General features: G+C 36.5%; 23 protein-coding genes. 8 read left to right on the plus strand and 15 right to left on the minus strand.

Annotation, left to right across the window (positions count from 1 at the left end; genetic code table 11):
• Positions 1-25: 25 nt before the first annotated feature.
• The 8 genes from ACQ76T_RS22855 to ACQ76T_RS22890 all read left to right on the plus strand — a co-directional run bounded on the left by ACQ76T_RS22855 (position 26) and on the right by ACQ76T_RS22890 (position 8,590).
• A complete protein-coding gene (locus ACQ76T_RS22855; RefSeq protein ID WP_431345501.1) occupies positions 26-1,546 on the plus strand; it encodes an HAL/PAL/TAL family ammonia-lyase in 1,521 nt (506 codons plus the stop codon).
• 82 nt (positions 1,547-1,628) lie between these two features.
• Positions 1,629-2,360, plus strand: a complete 732-nt coding sequence (gene fabG / locus ACQ76T_RS22860) for a 3-oxoacyl-ACP reductase FabG (RefSeq protein ID WP_431345502.1) — start codon at positions 1,629-1,631, stop codon at positions 2,358-2,360.
• 1 nt (position 2,361) lies between these two features.
• Complete coding sequence (locus tag ACQ76T_RS22865) at positions 2,362-3,582, plus strand: beta-ketoacyl-[acyl-carrier-protein] synthase family protein (protein ID WP_431345503.1); 1,221 nt, start codon at positions 2,362-2,364, stop codon at positions 3,580-3,582.
• 4 nt (positions 3,583-3,586) lie between these two features.
• Positions 3,587-3,841, plus strand: a complete 255-nt coding sequence (locus tag ACQ76T_RS22870) for an acyl carrier protein (protein WP_431345504.1) — start codon at positions 3,587-3,589, stop codon at positions 3,839-3,841.
• A 115-nt stretch (positions 3,842-3,956) separates the two neighbouring features.
• The gene (locus ACQ76T_RS22875) at positions 3,957-4,841 is read left to right on the plus strand and encodes a lipid A biosynthesis acyltransferase (RefSeq protein ID WP_431345505.1); all 885 of its coding nucleotides are present in this window, start codon (positions 3,957-3,959) and stop codon (positions 4,839-4,841) included.
• 173 nt (positions 4,842-5,014) lie between these two features.
• Positions 5,015-6,532: a phytoene desaturase family protein gene (locus ACQ76T_RS22880; protein ID WP_431345506.1), complete on the plus strand. Its 1,518-nt coding sequence runs from the start codon at positions 5,015-5,017 to the stop codon at positions 6,530-6,532.
• A 10-nt stretch (positions 6,533-6,542) separates the two neighbouring features.
• Positions 6,543-8,228, plus strand: coding sequence for a C45 family autoproteolytic acyltransferase/hydolase (locus tag ACQ76T_RS22885; RefSeq protein ID WP_431345507.1), 1,686 nt, complete (start codon positions 6,543-6,545; stop codon positions 8,226-8,228).
• Complete coding sequence (locus ACQ76T_RS22890) at positions 8,225-8,590, plus strand: hypothetical protein (RefSeq protein ID WP_431345508.1); 366 nt, start codon at positions 8,225-8,227, stop codon at positions 8,588-8,590. The genes ACQ76T_RS22885 and ACQ76T_RS22890 overlap by 4 nt, the downstream gene beginning before the upstream one ends.
• Before the next feature lie 44 nt (positions 8,591-8,634).
• Here the strand turns inward: ACQ76T_RS22890 and ACQ76T_RS22895 are convergent, their stop codons facing one another.
• From ACQ76T_RS22895 to ACQ76T_RS22965, 15 genes are all read right to left on the minus strand, one after another.
• Entirely contained in the window at positions 8,635-9,807 is a 1,173-nt protein-coding gene (locus ACQ76T_RS22895; protein WP_431345509.1) for a DUF2062 domain-containing protein, read from the minus strand.
• Between the two features lie 4 nt (positions 9,808-9,811).
• Complete coding sequence (locus ACQ76T_RS22900; protein ID WP_431345510.1) at positions 9,812-10,288, minus strand: hypothetical protein; 477 nt, start codon at positions 10,286-10,288, stop codon at positions 9,812-9,814.
• Positions 10,285-10,665, minus strand: coding sequence for a 3-hydroxyacyl-ACP dehydratase (locus ACQ76T_RS22905; RefSeq protein WP_431345511.1), 381 nt, complete (start codon positions 10,663-10,665; stop codon positions 10,285-10,287). Before ACQ76T_RS22905 ends, ACQ76T_RS22900 begins: the two co-directional genes overlap by 4 nt.
• 4 nt (positions 10,666-10,669) lie before the next feature.
• The gene (locus tag ACQ76T_RS22910) at positions 10,670-11,269 is read right to left on the minus strand and encodes a porin family protein (protein WP_431345512.1); all 600 of its coding nucleotides are present in this window, start codon (positions 11,267-11,269) and stop codon (positions 10,670-10,672) included.
• Positions 11,270-11,276: 7 nt separating this feature from the next.
• A complete protein-coding gene (locus ACQ76T_RS22915) occupies positions 11,277-11,912 on the minus strand; it encodes a hypothetical protein (RefSeq protein ID WP_431345513.1) in 636 nt (211 codons plus the stop codon).
• Positions 11,878-12,504, minus strand: coding sequence for a LolA family protein (locus tag ACQ76T_RS22920; protein ID WP_431345514.1), 627 nt, complete (start codon positions 12,502-12,504; stop codon positions 11,878-11,880). The genes ACQ76T_RS22915 and ACQ76T_RS22920 overlap by 35 nt, the downstream gene beginning before the upstream one ends.
• Positions 12,501-13,253 carry a polysaccharide deacetylase family protein gene (locus tag ACQ76T_RS22925; RefSeq protein WP_431345515.1) on the minus strand — a complete coding sequence of 251 codons (753 nt, stop codon included), beginning with the start codon at positions 13,251-13,253 and terminating at the stop codon, positions 12,501-12,503. Before ACQ76T_RS22925 ends, ACQ76T_RS22920 begins: the two co-directional genes overlap by 4 nt.
• Before the next feature lie 150 nt (positions 13,254-13,403).
• Positions 13,404-14,465 (minus strand): beta-ketoacyl synthase N-terminal-like domain-containing protein, encoded by a 1,062-nt coding sequence (locus tag ACQ76T_RS22930; protein WP_431345516.1) that lies wholly within the window; start codon positions 14,463-14,465, stop codon positions 13,404-13,406.
• Positions 14,462-15,661, minus strand: a complete 1,200-nt coding sequence (locus ACQ76T_RS22935; protein WP_431345517.1) for a beta-ketoacyl-[acyl-carrier-protein] synthase family protein — start codon at positions 15,659-15,661, stop codon at positions 14,462-14,464. Before ACQ76T_RS22935 ends, ACQ76T_RS22930 begins: the two co-directional genes overlap by 4 nt.
• An 85-nt stretch (positions 15,662-15,746) precedes the next feature.
• Positions 15,747-16,004, minus strand: a complete 258-nt coding sequence (locus tag ACQ76T_RS22940; protein WP_034692439.1) for a phosphopantetheine-binding protein — start codon at positions 16,002-16,004, stop codon at positions 15,747-15,749.
• An 87-nt stretch (positions 16,005-16,091) separates the two neighbouring features.
• Positions 16,092-16,631: a 3-oxoacyl-ACP synthase gene (locus ACQ76T_RS22945; protein WP_431345518.1), complete on the minus strand. Its 540-nt coding sequence runs from the start codon at positions 16,629-16,631 to the stop codon at positions 16,092-16,094.
• Between the two features lie 10 nt (positions 16,632-16,641).
• Positions 16,642-17,784, minus strand: a complete 1,143-nt coding sequence (locus ACQ76T_RS22950) for a beta-ketoacyl synthase N-terminal-like domain-containing protein (RefSeq protein WP_431345519.1) — start codon at positions 17,782-17,784, stop codon at positions 16,642-16,644.
• Positions 17,781-18,209, minus strand: coding sequence for an acyl-CoA thioesterase (locus tag ACQ76T_RS22955; RefSeq protein WP_431345550.1), 429 nt, complete (start codon positions 18,207-18,209; stop codon positions 17,781-17,783). Before ACQ76T_RS22955 ends, ACQ76T_RS22950 begins: the two co-directional genes overlap by 4 nt.
• Positions 18,210-18,284: 75 nt before the next feature.
• Positions 18,285-19,553, minus strand: a complete 1,269-nt coding sequence (locus tag ACQ76T_RS22960; protein WP_431345520.1) for an ABC transporter permease — start codon at positions 19,551-19,553, stop codon at positions 18,285-18,287.
• On the minus strand, positions 19,540-20,298 hold the full coding sequence (locus tag ACQ76T_RS22965) for an ABC transporter ATP-binding protein (protein WP_431345521.1): 759 nt from the start codon (positions 20,296-20,298) through the stop codon (positions 19,540-19,542). The genes ACQ76T_RS22960 and ACQ76T_RS22965 overlap by 14 nt, the downstream gene beginning before the upstream one ends.
• Between the last annotated feature and the right edge of the window lies 1 nt (position 20,299).

The raw sequence follows: 20,299 nt of genomic DNA on the forward strand, positions 1-20,299 counted from the left end.
AATTATCAACTATTACTTTTAATTGATGAAAATAAATAACTTTTTAGAGCTGAAAGACTTTCAGAAAATTATCATTGAGAATGAAAAAATAGAACTGGACGAATCACTTTTGTCAAGAGTGAATATAAGTTTTCAGTTTTTAAAGGAATTTTCAAAAAATAAAGTAATATATGGGGTGAACACCGGTTTTGGACCTATGGCCCAATTCAAGATCAGTGATGAAGATACCCATCAGCTTCAGTATAATCTGATCAGAAGCCATTCTTCAGGAATTGGAAATCCATTGCCTCCACAGGAAGTAAAAGCCTGTATGCTGGCAAGGCTGAATACCCTGTCATTAGGAAATTCAGGAGTTCATGAATCTGTTATCTACCTTTTAAGGGAACTTATCAACAGAGATATTACCCCCCTAATCTTTGAACATGGGGGAGTGGGAGCAAGCGGAGACCTTGTTCAGTTAGCACACCTTGCTTTAGTCCTGATTGGTGAAGGAGAGGTTTTCTATAAAGGAGAAAGAAAATCTACAAAAGAGGTTTTTGAAACCGAAGGACTTGAACCGATAAAAGTAGAAATCCGGGAAGGGCTTGCTTTAATGAATGGAACTTCGGTGATGTCAGGAATTGGGATTGTAAATGCTTATAAAGCGAATCAGCTGACAGATATTTCCATCAGACTTTCTTGTGCGATCAATGAAATCGTTCAGGCTTATGATGATCACTTATCAGAAGCTTTAAACGGAACTAAAAAACATTACGGTCAGCAGAAAGTAGCAGAAAGAATGCGTGCTCATCTGGCAGACAGTAAGCTGATCAGAAAAAGAGCAGACCATCTTTATACCCATTTTGAAGAACAGGAAAAAGTTTTCAAAGAAAAAGTACAGGAATATTATTCTTTAAGATGTGTTCCACAGATTTTGGGGCCGGTCCTGGATACATTGGAATACACAGAAAAAGTTCTTGAAAATGAGATCAATTCAGCCAATGATAATCCTATTATCAATGTGGAAGACCAACATGTTTACCACGGAGGAAATTTCCACGGAGACTACATCTCTTTAGAAATGGACAAACTTAAGATTGTGGTAACTAAACTAACGATGCTTGCGGAAAGACAGCTGAACTATCTTCTGAACGCTAAAATCAACGAGATCCTGCCGCCATTTGTGAATTTAGGTAAATTAGGTTTCAATTTCGGGATGCAGGGAGTACAGTTTACGGCAACTTCTACTACGGCAGAAAGCCAGATGCTGTCAAATCCAATGTACGTTCACAGTATTCCAAACAATAATGATAATCAGGATATCGTTAGTATGGGAACGAACGCTGCAGTAATTTGCAGAAAAGTAATAGAAAATGCTTTTGAAGTATTATCTATTGAGGCCATTACAATTATTCAGGCTATTGAATATCTTGGTTTTCAGGATAAGGTTTCATCATCTACCAAAGAGCTTTATGATGAGATCAGAAAAATTATTCCTGCCTTCTCAGATGATATGGTAATGTATCCCTATTTGGAGGAAGTGAAGAAATTTTTAAAAGCGTTGTAATTATTGACCGTAATAAATTGTCTATATAATAAAGAGGCAAACGCAAACTTAAAAAAACTAAAAACGATATAAACACTAACGCATGAAATGTGCAATTGTAACAGGTGGCTCCAGAGGAATCGGGAGGGCAATCTGTATAAAACTGGCTGAAGAGAAAAACTATCATATCCTCATCAACTACGCTTCAAATGAAACGGCAGCAAAAGAAACGTTGGCTAAAGTAGAAGAACTGGGCGCTACAGGAGAAATCCTTAAATTTGATGTAGGAAATACAGAAGAAACACAAGATGTTTTAACAGTATGGCAGGAAAATAACCCTGACGCAATAGTAGAAGTGATTGTTAATAACGCCGGAATCACAAGAGACGGTCTTTTTATGTGGATGCAGAAAGAAGACTGGAACAACGTAATTAATACGAGTCTTGACGGGTTCTTCAATGTAACCAACTTCTTTATCCAAAAGCTGCTTCGCAACAAATATGGAAGAATCATCAATATGGTTTCCGTTTCCGGAGTAAAAGGAACAGCAGGACAGACCAATTATTCTGCTGCAAAAGGAGCTTTGGTAGGGGCAACAAAAGCTCTTGCACAGGAAGTCGCCAAAAGAAATGTTACTGTAAATGCAGTGGCTCCAGGTTTCATTAAAACAGACATGACGCAGGATTTCAATGAAGAAGAACTGAAGGCAATGATTCCTGCCAACAGATTCGGAGAAGCAGAAGAAGTGGCAGATCTGGTAGCATTTTTAGCCTCTAGAAAATCGTCCTACATTACAGGGGAAGTGATCAATATTAACGGAGGAATTTATTCATAATATGGAAAATAGGGTTGTAATTACCGGAATGGGAATTTATTCCTGCATCGGGACGTCTTTAGAAGAGGTCAGGGAATCCCTATATCAAGGAAAATCCGGTATTGTTTTAGACGAGGAAAGAAAAGAATTTGGTTTCAGATCAGGTCTCACAGGAGTCGTTCCAAAACCGGATCTTAAAAATCTTTTAAACAGACGCCAACGCATCAGTATGGGTGAAGAAAGCGAATATGCTTATCTGGCAACCATCGATGCCTTAAAACAGGCTAATCTGGATGAAGAATTTTTAGATTCTCATGAAATAGGAATCTTATATGGAAATGACAGTGTTTCCAAAGCGGTAGTAGAATCTATTGATATAGCAAGAGAAAAGAAAGATACAACATTGATGGGATCAGGAGCGATCTTCAAGTCAATGAATTCAACAGTAACGATGAACCTTTCTACCATTTTTAAACTGAAAGGGATCAATCTTACGATTAGTGCTGCCTGCGCAAGTGGTTCACATTCCTTAGGGCTAGCTTATATGATGATCAGGAATGGTTTTCAGGATATGATTATCTGTGGTGGTGCTCAGGAAACCAATAAATATTCCATGGCAAGCTTTGACGGGTTAGGAGTATTCTCTGCTAGAGAAGATGAACCCACAAAGGCTTCAAGACCTTTTGATGCCGATAGAGACGGACTGATTCCCAGTGGTGGAGCAGCTACCCTGATCGTTGAAAGCTTAGAATCTGCCCAAAGAAGGGGAGTGCCTATCATTGCGGAAATTATCGGTTATGGTTTCTCTTCAAATGGTGGACATATTTCGACACCGAATGTGGATGGACCGGCATTGGCGATGAACAGAGCCTTGAAACAATCAGGACTAAAAGCTTCGGACATCGATTATATCAATGCTCACGCAACGTCTACCCCAATTGGAGATGCCAATGAAGCCAAAGCTATTTATGAGATCTTCGGAAGTGAAGTTCCGGTAAGTTCTACCAAATCTATGACAGGACATGAGTGCTGGATGGCTGGCGCAAGTGAAGTTATCTACTCTATTCTGATGATGCAGAACGATTTTGTAGCACCCAATATCAATTTAGAAAATCCTGATAATGAGGCACAAAAGATAAATTTAATCCCAAAAACAAAAAATCAAAAAATTGATGTATTTTTGTCGAATTCTTTTGGGTTTGGGGGAACCAATTCTGCATTAATAGTTAAAAAATTTGATTAAAAACATGGAAAGGCAAAAAATTGTGGCCATCGTTAACGATTTTCTGGTAAACGAATTCGAAGTAGACGGAGACGAAATCAGCAATGAGGCTAACCTTAAAAAAACATTAGGTTTAGACAGTCTGGACTATATCGACATGGTGGTGGTGATTGAATCCAATTTCGGAGTGAAATTAGGTGAAGCTGACTTCAAGAAGATGGTGACATTCGACGATTTCTACACAACGATTGAAAATAAGATTACTGAAAAAAACGCTTAGTTATTGAGTAAATCTTAATTCTATAAAATGTACCAATGTAATAATCATAACAGGTTCTGAGGATACCAAAAAAGATTGTTACATTGGTATACTCTTATATTGATAAATTGTATTTATGAACAAATGGAAAGGTAAATCTAAAGGGACGGTATTAGGATACAGAATATTCGTCTGGTGTATTAGAAATATCGGGATCAGAAGTTCATATGGCGTGCTTTACTTTGTAGCCGCCTATTACTCGCTGTTTCAGAAAAAGAGTAACCAGTATATCCTTTATTATTTCCGAAAAAGACTCAACTATAGCTACTGGAAAGCAAAAGCTTCTATCTTTAAAAGCTATTTTACCTTCGGAAAAGTCCTTATTGATAAAACCGCTATTTCTGCCGGATTGAGAGATAAATATACCTACGAATTTGATGGTATTGAAAATCTGAGAAACCTTTTGGCAGCCAAAAAAGGCGGGGTTCTCATCAGTGCTCACATCGGAAATTTTGAAGTGGCAGAACATTTTTTTGCCGATATCGATTTCGATTGCCAGATCAACCTGGTTACCACTGATCAGGAAGTAACCGTGATTAAAGAATACCTGGAAAGCGTATCCGTTAAAAAAAGCAATATCAAATTCATTTATGTGAAAGACGATATGTCCCATATTTTCGAGATCAATCAGGCTTTATCCAATAATGAGCTGATCTGCTTTACCGGAGATCGTTATTTTGAAGGATCTAAATACCTCGAAGCTGAGTTGTTAGGGAAAAGTGCAAAATTTCCTGCAGGACCTTTTCTGATCGCATCAAGATTAGGTGTTCCCGTAGTGTATGTATATGTGATGAAAGAAGATAATCTGCATTACCACTTATATGCGAGAGTAGCACAGAACATAAAGAACAGAGATTCGCAGGGATTGCTGCACTCTTATGTTCAGAATCTGGAAACCATGGTCAAAAAATATCCGCTTCAATGGTTTAATTATTTTGATTTTTGGGATGATATTGATTAATTTTTCTATTTTTACCTCGAAAAACTAACGAAAAAACTAAAAAACCATTAAGATTCCACAGAAGTGAAGAGAACCCAATAGCATTGCCCGAATAACATTTCTGTTGCGGTGGAGTCAGAATAATTATCAAATCTCTTAATTTCAGAATCTCTTAACTAAAAACACATCCTCTTTTGAAGAATGACTATGACATACTTGTAATCGGCAGCGGATTGGGAGGTCTTGTTTCGGCTCTCGTTTTGGCGAAAGAAGGCATGAAGGTGTGCGTGTTGGAAAAAAATAACCAGTATGGCGGTAACCTTCAGACCTTTTCCCGTGATAAACTTATTTTTGATACCGGAGTTCATTATTTGGGAGGCCTTTCAAAAGGACAGAACCTGAACCGTTTTTTCTCTTATCTGGAGATTATGGATGATCTGGAACTTCAGAAAATGGACGAAGACGGCTACGACAGGATAAGCTTTGAAGGAGATGAGGTAGAATATCCTCATGCACAGGGATATCAGAACTTTATAGAGCAGCTCACGAAATATTTCCCTGAAGAAAAAGAAAATCTTGAGAACTATTGCGAAGAAATTCAATACGTTTGCAGCCAGTTTCCACGATATAATGTGGTAGGAAATGATCATTACAACGAAGAAATTCTTCACCTCAATACCAAGCGATTCATAGAATCTGTTACTCACAATAAAAAACTGCAATCCGTTTTATTAGGATCCAATTTTTTATATGCCGGAGATTCGGAAAATATACCTTTCTACGTTCATGCTTTAACGGTGAACTCTTATATTCAAAGTGCTTACAAATGTGTAAAAGGAGGAAGTCAGATTTCCAAACTGCTGATCCGAAAACTTAGAAAATATGGAGCAGAAGTACACAAACATTCCGAAGTTTCAGAATTTATTTTTAATGAGAGTAATACACTGACCTCCGTAAAAACAAAGACTGGAAAAATATTTTCTGCCCAACAGTTTATTTCAAATATTGAGATCCGTTCCACGATCAAATTAATTGGAGAGGAAAGACTGAAAAAATCTTTTCTGAATCGAGTGATGAGTTGGAAGCCGGTTTCTTCGTGTTTCAGTATTTATTTGGTTTTAAAACCTCAGAGTTTACCCAATTTCAACTATAATATTTATCATTATTCATCTGAAGAATTGGTTTGGAATGCTTTCCAATACAATAAAAAGTCGTGGCCGGAAACTTATATGCTTTCTTCCACTGCATCAAAGCATCATCCTGGATATGCAGAAAGCCTTACCGCTATTTCTTATATGGATTTTGATGAGGTTAAAGAATGGGCAGATACATTCAATACGGTTTCTGATGATCATGAAAGAGGAGAAGCATATGAAAAATTTAAATTTGAGAAAACCGAAAAAATGATTGAGGCTCTAGAGAAAAGAATATCTAATCTCAGACATGCTATCAAGAATATTTATACATCCTCTCCACTGTCTTATCGGGATTATATCGGTAATTTTGAAGGAAATATGTACGGATACATGAAAAGTTCAGAAAATCCCCTCAAAACAATGGTTTCTCCGCGCACTAAAATTGATAATCTTTTCCTTACCGGGCAGTCTGTGAATATGCACGGAATTTTAGGGGTCACTATCGGGGCCTTCAATACCTGTGCAGAAATTATAGGAAAAGACACGATTGACAACCGCTTGCGAGAAATGATTTAACAGCATCCCAGTGAAAAAAACTAAAACCAATTATCTGCCTTATAAAAGACTTTTTCTTTACTCTCTTTTGTCTCTGACATTCATCTCGTGTGGAGTTTCGAAGTCTGTTCATCATATTCCTGAAGTAAAAAAATATCCCCTTGAGGTACCAACAGTCACCAAGGTTAATGACTCAACCTTTCGATACAGACAGAATTTTCTTACCAAGAATAAACAGCAGCTTTGGGAACTTTATATCAAAGGGAATCCCCTGCAGCTGGGATACAATAACGGAGCGCTTACACAAAGCCTGATGCAGAAACAGGAAGGAATCTTCTTTTCAAAAGTAGAAGGATTTGTTCCTTCAAAATTCAAGCAAAAGCTGTTAAGAGGCTTTTTAAAATGGTACAACAGAAAAATGTATCTGAATGTGAGGGAAGACTATCAGGCAGAATTATATGGTTTAGCACAATATTCATCTGATCAGTACGACTTTATTGCTCCTAAATATTTAAGAAATCTTTATCTGCATGGAGCTCATGATATTGGGCACGCCATGCAGGATCTGGCAATGGTAGGATGCTCTTCACTGGCCGTCTGGAACGAAAACACAGAAGATGGTGATCTTCTGATCGGACGAAATTTCGATTTTTATGTTGGTGACGATTTTGCACAGAATAAACTGGTTGAATTTGTAAAACCGGAAGACGGAATTCCGTATATGTCTGTAAGTTGGCCAGGAATGATTGGTGTAGTGTCAGGAATGAATAAAAAAGGAATCACGGTCACCATTAATGCCGGAAAATCAAAAATTCCTTTAACAGCCAAAACTCCTATTTCCCTTGTAACAAGAGAAATTTTACAATATGCAGGAACTATAGAAGAAGCTATTGCCATTGCTAAAAAAAGAAAAGTTTTTGTTTCGGAGTCTATTCTTGTAGGAAGTGCAGCAGATAAAATTGCGGTAATTATTGAAGTTTCACCTAAAAACCTCGGTGTGTATAAGGTGGAAAATACAAGCCGTGTACTTTGTACCAATCATTTCCAGTCTGAAGCCTATAAAGATGACAAACGAAATCAAAAACATAGAGAAGAAAGCCATTCCGAATATCGGTATGAAAAACTTCAGGAACTTTTGCAGCAAGAGCCAAAACTGAATCCTGAAAAAATGGCATCCATTTTAAGAAACAGGTCAGGATTAAAAGACGAAAAGATTGGTTATGGCAACGAAAAAGCACTGAACCAGCTTCTGGCTCATCATGCTGTTATTTTTTCTCCTCAGAAAAAGTTAGTTTGGGTTTCTTCAAACCCTTATCAATTAGGCGAATTTGTATGTTATGATCTCAATAAGATCTTTTCTGATGATGGTTTGCAACCTAATGACTTTTCAAAATCGGGACTGAATGTTGCCAGAGATCCTTTTGCAGACTCTCAGGAATTTAAAAATTATCAGGAATACCGAAATCTGAACATAACACTAGAGGATGCCATTGATAAAAATGAGATCCTTACCGATGATTTTCTTGCTCATTACAGGTCTTTAAATCCGGATTTTTGGAAAACCTATTATATGACAGGAAAATATTACTTTGATAAAAAAGAATATTCCAAAGCAAAAACTGAATTTGAAAAAGTCCTTACCAAAGAAATCACTACAGTTCCCGACAAAAAAAACGTAGAAAAATACCTGAAAAAAACCATAAATAAATTGAAATGATTCCTAAACATATAAAGCTGCTTTTCAGTATTCCTTTTGTTATTATTATCTGTTATTCTATATATCTGTGTACGGTATACAGTAATGTACCTGATATTATCCCTATCCACAGTTACGGAAACAATAAAGACAGCTATGGCAGCAAAATTTTTCTCTTTTTACCGATATTGCTTAATCTTATCGTTCTTATTTTTATCTGGCTCATTATAAGGAGGCCGGATACCATAAAATTTACCTTTGAAATAAAAGAAGAAGATCATGGAAAGATTTATCATATTACGCAGCTTGCTCTGGTAATTCTTGCCATATTTGTAACCATTTTAATGGGACCTTTATCTTTTGCTGATGTTGTCTATAAATAATCATCAGTTTAGATAATCTGGTTTAATTTATTTTTTATAAGATCTTAATTATTCTCAGGACTTACCTTATTCAGAAAAAGAAAGGTTGTAATACCGGATAATGCCGATAAGGTTGTGCTTAAAATAAAACTTCCTATAATATATTGCAGAAGATTGTTTTTGATCAGTTCAAAATTCAAATCCTGGCTGAGAATATTACTGTCCCCATGTACAAAGGGAGCTCCTAAAAATAAAGAAGCTGCAATAATAAAAGGAATAAAAGGGGGAAGGCTCACATTGGACGCCACAAATGAAAGTACTTTATTCAGCTTGAAAAGAACAGAAAGACTGATTACAAGAAGCGTCTGAAATCCCCAAAAAGGAGAAAGCCCGATAAAGACTCCTAAAGCAATAGAAAATGCTTTGGTACGATTGCTCCCGTCACTTTCCAGTACATCTTCCTTTATGAATCTTTTAAAGCTTTTTTTTTTGAAGTTATTCACGAAGTTTCTCGGAATAATGTACAATAATGTGATTGTTACTAAAATAGTATTCAGAATACTGATCCTTGTAAAATCTTTAAAAGGTCTGAAATGGGAAACCCGCTCTGTTGGATCATATAAAACCTTTATAGGAACATTCTTTACAGGAACATGTCTCCAGGCAGTTCTTACAATGATTTCTATCTCAAATTCAAATTTGGGTGTGAAATACTTCTTTGGTATTTTATGTAAAGGGTACAGTCTGTATCCGGATTGGGTATCTTCTAACCTGATTCCTGTTTCGAACCAGAACCAGAAATTGGAAAACCTGTTTCCAAAACTGCTTTTTTTCGGAATTCCGTCCTGAGACATATTTCTGTTACCGATCAGAAGTACATCTTCTGTTTCCTGCATCAGAGCTTCCACAAATACAGGAATATCGTCCGGATAGTGTTGCCCGTCAGAATCTATAGTAATGGCATAATCATATTCCAGCTCTTTTGCCTTTCTGAATCCCGTTTTAAGGCCATTTCCCTTTCCTCGGTTCTCCGGTATGGCAATGACTGTTATTTGCGGATATTGAGCAAGAATCTGAGGGGTAGAATCAGTTGAGCCATCATTCACCACAATAATACTTCCGGTGTAATCGAGAACACCGTCAATCACTCTTTTCAGAGTTTTCTCATTATTATAAGTAGGAATTAAAACACAGATTTTCTTTTCAGAAATTGCATTTTGTACTTCAGCAAGAGACATTGTTTTATTTTAAAGTGGCTCTTTCAGCCTCTGTAATAGTTTTGGATTGCATGGCAAACCTTTTAATATAACTTTTTAATGCTGCATTCTGTTTGCTGTAATTGTTCAGAAGGAATGCTTTGTCATCTTTGAGACTGCCACGGTAGCCTACAATTCTCGGAATATTTTCCTGAACACTTAATCTGATCAGACGAAGTTCAGCATTATTAGGATTACTTTTAATAATCCCTTCAAGACTTGTTGCTCCGGTTTTCACAAGAGATTTTCTATTGCTTTTGGCAATTTTGGCTTCCATGATTTTTGCCGCTGCTTTATATCCTAAAGTAACCGCATCAGAACCTGCTTGTTTTTCTGCTGTTTCAATAAAGTTTTCTGTATTGGCATTAGACTCATTGGCCTTAGCATAGCTGTTTCTCAGCGTTTCAATATCAGATTGAAATAAAAAAATAAATGCTGCTACGAATGATAAGATAAGTTTCATGATGGTATTTTTTTATAGCTTACAGACAATTTTAATGCAATAGTCTCGCCAAAAGATGTTGTATTTTTTACTTTAACATCTTCACCATTCTCATCAATATCAAGTTGAAGTACCAGATCAGGTGTTTCAAAAGGATTGATGATCGCCATGAATTTTACATTGGAAGCCGCTTTCAGAAACAGTTTTGTACCTAGGAATTCTTCCGTAAGCTCTTTAATGATCTGCATCATACAAACCCCTGGAGTAACAGGATTTCCAGGAAAGTGACCCTTGAAGATATCATGGTCTTTATTTAAATGAATATAAGCCGTAAACTTTCCGTTTTCAGCTTTTTCATGCGATGTTAAAGTGTAAAAATCTGTAAGAATGCTTTGCATGCTTTTATTTTTTTAGATTAAATGTATAATAAACCCCTGCCTGGAATGTTACATTCGTATGGTCATTGAAAATATGTACAAATCCTTTTTTGACTCTGGCTTCTACACCAATATTCTTTGTAATGTCATATCCAGCTCCGAATAATAACCCAAGATCTGCATCTGTAGGGTGATCTATTTCTTTATGGTCTGTCAACAGCTCCAAAGTGGGGCCGAAATGAAGGTTAAATTTATCAATATAAAATTTATTAACCACAGCTGCCCCTACATAAGAAAGACTTACTGTTTTAGGATCAACTCCCGGAGTTTTGCTTTCAAGCTTGCCGCCCTGACGGGTATAATAGACCTCTGGTTGAAGGGCATAGAATTTTGCAAAACGAATATTCGCCTGAAAACCTACATAAAAATCAACCTTTGATTTGATATCATATACATTGTTTATATAATGATATCCCTGGCTGTCATTATAATACCAATAATCCTGAGCAGGACCATCAGAAAGATGTGAAATATTAGCACCTACTCTGATTCCCGGATTGAATGTTACCTGTGCAAAAGACAAACCAGAGATGAGTGCGCAAAGCAAGAAATATATTTTCTTCATGTGGAATTTATTCCGTTTCGGTTATTTGAAATAGTTTTATATTGATCTTAAAATCCCTGTGCTGTAGGTTTAAGCTATCCGCGAAGATATGCTTTTTTGCATCAAAAGTAAAATCGATTTTTTCCTTATTATTTTTCGTATAAACAATCTGTTTCAGTAAATGATCTTCTTTGCTGAAGAATAAATAATATCCTTTTTTATCAATTTTTGAAAGATAAACTTTTGCGTTTTCATTCTCAAAACTTTCACTTACAGGGTATTGTCTTTTTAAAAGCTGCTGGAAGTCATTTTTAAGAAAATTGATGACAATTTTTTTATCCAGATCGGGAAGTACATAGTTCAGTTTAAAATCATGGTCTGAAACTTCAAAATCAATCAGTTTATTCCCAAAATCAGAGGTTAATGCAACCCGATGAGTTGTATCACTGATTTTTTTAATAATCAGAATACCACTTACATGATTGTTATAAATATCCATCTGACACTTATAAACATAATCTTCATTGGACGAAAAGTAAAGGTTTTCAACTGTTTTTTCAGTCGTTGAGACAGGTTTTACCCCTGTAAGCTGGTAACTTTTACAGGAAACTGCCAATACCAGTAGAAGGCTATAAAGTAAATTCTGACGCAGGAATTGACGCATTGATCTTGGTGTTTTTGAAAACAATATTGGTTGTATCTCCGGAAGCTTCCGTCATATTCACCTGCGAAACGGTGGATTGGTTTTTAGGAAAATACAACTCGATCTGTTGGATGTATTTCAACAGCTGAGAGGTCTTCGGGACAAATTTTGCCACGTTAAAATTTCCGGTTTTGAAATAGGTTACCGTAAACTCAGGATCATTGAACATGGTGCCGTTAGAGCTCCCTACAATCAGTTTATTGATCTTTTCAAACGTTTTGCTTTTAGCGTCTACTGATGACTTTTTACCCTGATCGTTGATGAATATTTTATTGCTTTTAAAAACAATACTGTATTGATAAGGTTTGGTGTATTTCCAACTTAGCATATTGGGTGTCTGCAAAGACATTTTGCCGTACGTCACGATGCTTTTATCCAGAAAATCCATTTTTTTGGTCTGGGTGAAATCACTTTGTAAGGTTTTGATTTCTTTGGTTTCTGAAGAAACTTTAGTGACAAAAGCTTTGGCTTCTGCTCCTGACATTGCTGTATTTTGGGCAAAAAGAAAGCCTGAAACTAATAAAAGAGCTCCGAAAGCAATATTTTTAATCATTTTTTCTTAGAATTTGTAATTGAATCAACGGTAAACGTTGAGTACTTTTGATCTTTCAAAAATACTAATAAATCTGCCAGTACATTATAGGTCTTTTGAGAGGTGTCGTGAAGAAGAACGATACTTCCTTTTTTCAGACCTGTGGTAATTCTTTTATAGATCCTTTTTTCATCATCTATAATGGTGTCTAAAGAGCGTACATTCCAGCCTATACTCTGCTTATGAGTATTCTTTATGGCTCTGGCAATATTGGGATTGGTGACTCCAAAAGGCGGACGGTACAGATCTGTTTTTATATTGCCTGTTTTCTGGATTATAGTATCACATTTCTCAATTTCTTCAGTCATTTTTGAAGCCGATAAAAAACCGGTTGAATTGGAATGAGAGAAAGTGTGGTTACCAATAATATGACCTTCTGCAATGATCCTTTGGAATATTTCAGGATACTTTTCAATTTGTTTTCCGATACAGAAAAAGGTGGCTTTTATCTGATGTTCTTTAAGCTGATCTAAAAATAAAGGAGTGAATTCAGTAGGTCCGTCATCAAAGGTAAGAGCGATTTCTTTAGTTTTCGTTCGTTTATGAGTGATACTGTTGACAAAATATCCCAATTCAATAGCAAAAGCGCCCCAAACTACAACTGCAGAAAAAGCAAAGAAACAAAAGAGATACACCCAGAAACTCCCCTGAAACGCATAAATAAAAACGTTACAGAAAAGATAAAACAGGATGAAGGGATAGTGTTTCATTGCTGACTATTTTTTATTGTTAAACTTCCTGGATTTATACCCATTTTTTCATTCTGAGTGTAGCGGAGCGAAATGAAGAATCTATAATAAAAGCAGAGATTCTTCCTTCGTCAGAATGACAGTAGCACTGTTTTTATTACTCCTCTTCAATTAAGCTTTTTCCAATAATACTAAACTGTGGTCATTTCCAGCCAGATGATTGTAAAGAAGTACATTTTTGACTTCACTTTTATTTTTAGCGTTAATCATCATAATTTCAGGAATTTGCTGATCTTTAAGAATATGACACGCCATAAAAGTAGAAAAACCGCTTGCAGTGTTAAATTCTCCACTTAAATGCTTGAAATACAAATGAGAAGAGCTAGGTAGCAATTCCATCGCGTGAGTATAATAAACATCCGATTCTGAATCTCCGCTGAATCCTAAGATAACGGCATCAATATCATTGGCTGTAAGATTATTTTTGGCTAAAAAATCCTGTATAAAACCTGTTGTTTCATCTACTTCCAACCTGTTGGTTATTTTGATATCAGTAAGTTGGGCGTAGGTATTTTCTGTTTTGTCTTTTCCTACCACAAAGAAACTTGCTCCTTCTCCCCAAACGACCCCTGCTGTTTCAGAGTTCAGATAATTAACAGGAAGGTTCCCTTCTTTTTTGATGGTATTATTTAACCTGTAAAGTTCCATTGTTCTGTCGGTTTGCTCATCTGTAGAACCTACAAGAACATTGTCTGCTTCTCCGTCATTGATCTGAAGCTGAGCATCCAGAAACGAGAATTCAAGAGAAGAGGATGTGTTTACATAAGTGAAATTATACGCATGGCACTGTAGTCCTAATGCAATCTGTCCAGCTACGGTATTGTGGGTAGACTGAATAAAATAAGTAGGCGTTAAAAACTCCTCATGATTATCAATCACATTTTTCAGAAATTTTTCAGAATCCTGAGAACACCCCATTCCGGTTCCTACAATAATGGCGTCCGGTTTTTCAATACCTGCTTCTTTTAAAGCATAAGCTGAAGCTACCGAACTCATTTTTACCGTTTTAGACATTCTTCTGATCATTGCAGGAGGAATGAATTCTTTATAATTGGGTTCTATAGCCTTTATGATTGATAAAGAGTTTTCAGGGGTAAGATTCTGAAGAATATTGTCATTTAAAGTGTCCTGTGCCGAGATACAGGCTGCACTGTTGATGTATACCGCACTCATGACTTTGAGAAAATTAAGGTTGAACAGTTCCCACCGAAACCAAATGAATTGGAAAGTACATGATTGATGTTCTTATCTTTCAGCTGGGTAACCGGTGTTAAATCAAATTCTGCCATTTTCGTTTTGAAATTCAAATTGGGGAAAATAAGACTGTTTTGCATCGCTAAAATTGAAAATACAGCTTCAATTCCGGCTGCTGCGGCAAGAGTATGTCCGGTGAATGCTTTTGTAGAGCTGAATTCAGGAACCTGATTTTCTCCAAAGATCCTGATCATGGCAATACCTTCTGATAAATCATTATTAGGAGTTGCCGTCCCATGAACGTTGATATAATCTATATCCTCTTTAGCCAATCCGGAGATTTTTAATGCCTGCTGCATCGCTAAAAACGCTCCCTGTCCGTTCTCGGAAGAGGCCGTTTGGTGGTGAGCATCATTCGCATTTCCATACCCGGAAAGATACGCTAAGACTTTTTTATTTTCTTTTTTTACGATCTCTTCAGATTCAAGTACCAGGAAAGCGGCTGCTTCACCAAGGTTGAGTCCTTTTCTGTCATTGTCGAAAGGCGTGTTGTAAGAATCTGTCAAAATCATCAGAGTATTGAACCCATTGAGCGTAAATTTTGAAAGAGAATCTGTTCCTCCAACAATAACACGGTCCAAAACTCCGTTTTTAATCAATTTGGCACCCATCATAATCGCATTAGCTGCAGAAGAGCAGGCGGTACTGATAGTAGAAACCATACCTTTTAATCCTAAATAATCGGCAATAGCCAATGAGGAATTTCCGGCATCGTGAGCGTCAATATATTTTTGCTTTTCAGGAAAGTCTTCGTAAGAGTAGAAATATTTTTCAGTGACATCCATCCCGCCTACACTGGTAGAAGAGATCAGACCGGTTCTGCAACTGTTGATATCAGAAATTCCGGCACTCTCTACGGCTTCTTTTGCGGCTGCCATTCCTAATAAAGAGGTTCTTGTGATATTGTTGTCTTCGTTAAGTTGAAGTTTTTGTACAAGCTCTTCATTAGATAATTTTATCTCACCTGTTTTAATCGCTCCGGCATGACGGGTTTCAAACATCTGAATATCTGAAATTCCGTGTTTTCCGGACTGGAGCGAGATAAAATTTTCTTCCACGTTGTTTCCGATGGAGGAAATGATGCCCATTCCTGTTATGGCAATTTTTTGACTCATTGTATTCGGATAATGTAACAATGTAGCAATCTAACAGTTTGCCAATCATTGTTGTATGTGCAAACTGCTAGATTGTTAAATTTATTTATTTCGTTCTGTTGTCTTCGATGAATTTAGCCATCGTGTCGATAGACTGGAAGATTTCCTTTCCTTTTTTAGGATCAGCTAATTTTATTCCGTAATCTTTGTCAAGAAGAACGATAAGCTCTAAAGCGTCAATAGAATCCAGTCCTAATCCTCCACCAAATAATGGGTCAGTATCTTTGATTTCTTCTACAGAAACGTCTTCAAGGTTTAGTACTTCAATAATTTTGTGCTTCAATTCTGTTTTTAAGTTTTCCATAATTTAATTAATTTACCAATGTATTGATGCCACAGTTTAGCAATATCGAAAATTGTTACATTTTTACATTGTTAGATCGTTACATTTTTATAAGGTTAGCAAATATACAAAAGCTTTGTAATTTTCCTGATATAATTCAACCCAGCCACACAACACTTGGTCTGCTTTTCCGGACTGGAGAATCTGCTCAGAATAATTGTTTAGAAATTCTTCATCAAATTCATCCAAAACGAAGAACGCATTTTCTGTCTGCATTTTATGTTTAATACTGATTTCTCCTACACAAATATTAGGTAATGTATAAACAAAGACCGCGGGACTTGGATAAAAGTTTTCCTGATCATTGATGCTTTCCTGGTATTTGAAATCGGTATCCAGGCTTGATGATTTATTGGCAAAAACAATAGCTGTTCTGCTGTGGTCATCATTTTTTAAAATCGTTTCAGCAGCAAGGAATGCCAGTTTGCTAAGGTTATCCATTTTATGAAATTTTGGATAATTGAGTTCTAAGCTTTTATAAGCTTCTTTAGCAAATTCCTGAAATGTTTCGCTTGGGCTTTCAAAAATAAAATCTCCATCGACTGTTATTCTTGAGTGTTCTATTGTAGTGTAGTTTGTTTTTTTCATAGCATTCATCTTAGCATTTTTCCAATACAATAGCAGCATTACATCCACCAAAGCCGGACGCTGTTTTCAGAATATATCTGATAGAAGCCGTTTGGTTTTCTGTAATGATATTCAAGGGTTGAGATACTCCTGCTTCTTCAAAATTTTTAGAAGGAAGCAAGGTGTTGCGAAGGGCACTTTCCATAGAAATAATGCTTTCAAGAAGGCCTGAAGCTCCCAGACAGTGTCCGTAGTATCCTTTCATACTGTTGAGAGGAACATGTTCGAGTTCCATTCTGTTGAATGCGATGGCTTCCATTTCGTCATTATACAGAGTAGCGGTTCCGTGAGCAGAAATAAAATCAATCTGTTCAGAAGAAACCTGAGCTTCAGTCATCGCATTTTTGATGCTGGCGTATAGTCCGTCTCCGGTTCTGGAAGGTCCGGAAATATGGTTGGCATCATTAATGGCTGAATCTCCCATAACTTTAAAAGTAATTTTTTCATCTTCAGAAGGTTCAGCAGTAATGTAAGCAGCAGCAGCAGCTTCACCAATATTGATTCCGTCTCTGTTTTTATCATAAGGCTGGCAAGGCCCTGATCCTATTGCCTGGAAGGAATTGAATCCTGAGATGACAAATTCGGAAAGCTCGTCTCCGGCAATAACAAAAGCATCTTTATATCTTCCTGCCTGAATCATATTCTTAGCCACAGCTATCGCCATTACTCCCGATACACAGGCATTGGAAACTACAATCGGTTTTGTTTTGAATCCAAAAAAATGGGCTATTTTCTCTGCTAGTTTTGATAAATAAACGCCTTCCGGTAATTCAGACTGTTTTTTTAACAGGCTGATATTTCCTTTTGTTGTTGAAAGGATAAAAGCCGTGTTTTCTGAAGGTGTATGTTTGTTGATCAAAGGCTGTAAGCTTAAAAGCAACATTTTTTCAAGTCTTGTAAAGCTCTCGTTATCGTTTTGAGTAAAGATTCTGTTGAATTCTTCATTCAGTTTTTCAGAATCAATCATAGAGGCATACAAAGCATCCTGATTGCCTATGATCTTATGTAAAGCAACTCCCGATTGGCCTTCTGAAAGAGCCTTCCAGTTGGCTTCAACATTGAAACCCAGCGGAGTTACACAATTATAGTCCGTGATAAAGATTTCTTTCTTCATGATAGTTCCATTTTATCTTTCCATTTTTGAAAAAATTCCGGATTGTAAAGGCACAGCCCGCCATTACTGTCAAGGAATACCTGAATGGTTTCACCGCTGCATACAAGTTTCCCTTCCTGATTGAAGAGTTCATATCTGTAGATCAGTTTTGCGGAAACCGAGTTCACAAAAGTGGTAACAATGTTAAAGGTTTCTCCATATTTTAAAGGAAGAAAATGTTCGCACGTACTTTTTACAATAGGCGTTACATAGCCGGCATTTTGAATATCAAGATACGTAAGACCATGCTGACGCCCAAAAGCTTCTCTACCATCTTCAAAATAAACAATATAATGTCCATGCCAGACAATTCCCAACGGATCTGTCTCATTGAATCGTACTCTTACTTCTTCAGTACAGGTTAATATATTCTCTTTAGACTGCATTTTGTTTTCTTCCGGAATTTTTATTGTTTTTTTTGTCGTCAGGAAACCCCCGGTAATATTTGACATAAAATTAAATTAAATATTTTGGAGTTTTCTCTCATAAAAAATGGAAATGGAAACGGTGGCAAGGTAAAATAATAGTAAGAATGCCAGTTCTTTAGCTATTCCTCCAATACTGCTATTTCTTAAAATAATATCATAGTAAGCATTCAACCCCCAGTTCATAGGAGAGAATTTTGCTACGGTTTGCATAAACTCCGGCATCAGGAATACAGGAACCCATATTCCTCCGATAGCTGCTAAAACAACTACGGAAGTTGCTCCAAATGGTGCAGACTGCTCCTGTGTGTCTGCAATAGTTCCTAATAATACTCCAAATCCTATGGCTGCCAATCCTGCAAATAAAGTTACGGTAATGAGCTGGAACATTTTTCCTGATACATCAAAAGCAGGAAGATCCATATAAGGGAAAAGATAAACTCCAACAGCAACCATCAGTAAAAACTGAATGATACAGATAATAAGATAGGTAAATGTTTTCCCCAAAATATGCACAAAATACGGAGTAGGACTGATTCTCGCTCTTACGCTTGTTCCCTGGCTTTTTTCTTTTACCAGATTAATAGAAAGCGGCACTACGATAAAGAATATTGCAAACAGCGTCCAGGCAGGAACATTATGCTGAACAGAATTCGGAATAACTTCCATTTCTCCTTTTTTGGGAGTGATCTCTTTAAAACTGATCAGGTTTTTATTTTGGTCAAGGTTTTCAGTAGTTCCCAGCTGATCCTGAAAAGCTTTGTAAATTTTTTTATTTTCGATTTGAAATACCATTTTATTAACCGAATTCATCACAGAATTTTTGAACCCTGCATTGGTAGCTGGATCAAAATATAAATGGATTTCCTTTGCTTTTGGAGCTTCTGTTTTTAGTTTTGTTGAATCTCCTTCCAATCCGAATGAACTTACAATGGTCTGAACTTTAGAATCAATATTGGAATTCAGATCTTTTGTAAGATTCTCAGGAATGACAATCGCCATCTGATAGTCTCCTGCAAAAACGGCTTCCTGCGCAGATTTTTCATTGAAATTAGTCAGCAGTTGAAATGTTTTGCTGTTTTCAAGCTCTGCTTTTATATTTTTTGAAACTTCGGATTTATCCTGATCAATAAAAATGATGGGAATTTTTGATCCTTCAAGATTTTTAAAGGTTGAATCCTGAATAAGGGTGATGGTGACAATCAGAAGCAAAGGCATAACAAAGATGATGACAATTCCCCCGATGTCCCTTTTTAGTAAAAGGATTTCTTTAATAAAACTTCTCCACAGTTTATACAACAACATCTCTTAATTCTTTTCCGGTTAATGAAATAAAAACATCTTCAAGGGTTTCGGCATTGGTAATCTGAGAAACAAGTTCTTCAGGAGTTCCCACAGCGTGAATTTTTCCTCTGTCGATAATAGCAATTTTGGTACAGAATTCTTCTGCTTCCGAAAGATGGTGAGACGTATAAATGATACAGGTTCCATTTTTGTTCAGTTCCAATAAGAAATCGATGATTACTTTTTTGGATTGAACATCCACTCCTACAGTAGGTTCGTCAAGAAAAAGTACTTTAGGATTGTGAAGAGTTCCTGCAATAAGGTTACATCGGCGCTTCATTCCTCCTGAAAATTGGGCAACCTGTTTATCGGCAAATTTCGAAAGTCCCATGATTTCAAGAGATTCGTCAATTGCTTTTTTAAGTTCACTATGTTTCAAGCCATACAAGCTGCCGAAAAACATAAGATTTTCTCTGGCGGTCAGGGTAGGGTAAAGGGCATATTCCTGTGGAACAATCCCAATAATCTGTCTGATTTTGAAACCATCTTTCTGCGGAGATAAACCATTGATGGTAAATTGTCCTGAGGTAGGTTTTATTAAGCCCGAAAGCATAGAAATAAGAGTTGTTTTTCCGGCTCCGTTGGGCCCAAGAATTCCGTAGATTTCGTTTTTGCTGATATTCAGAGAAATATCATTTACCGAAAAATCATCAGAATTTTTGTATTTCTTATATAGGTTTTTAATTTCAATCATATTCTCCGCCATA

Origin of the sequence: Chryseobacterium sp. JK1 (assembly GCF_050632815.1) — a bacterium.
Lineage (GTDB): Bacteria > Bacteroidota > Bacteroidia > Flavobacteriales > Weeksellaceae > Chryseobacterium.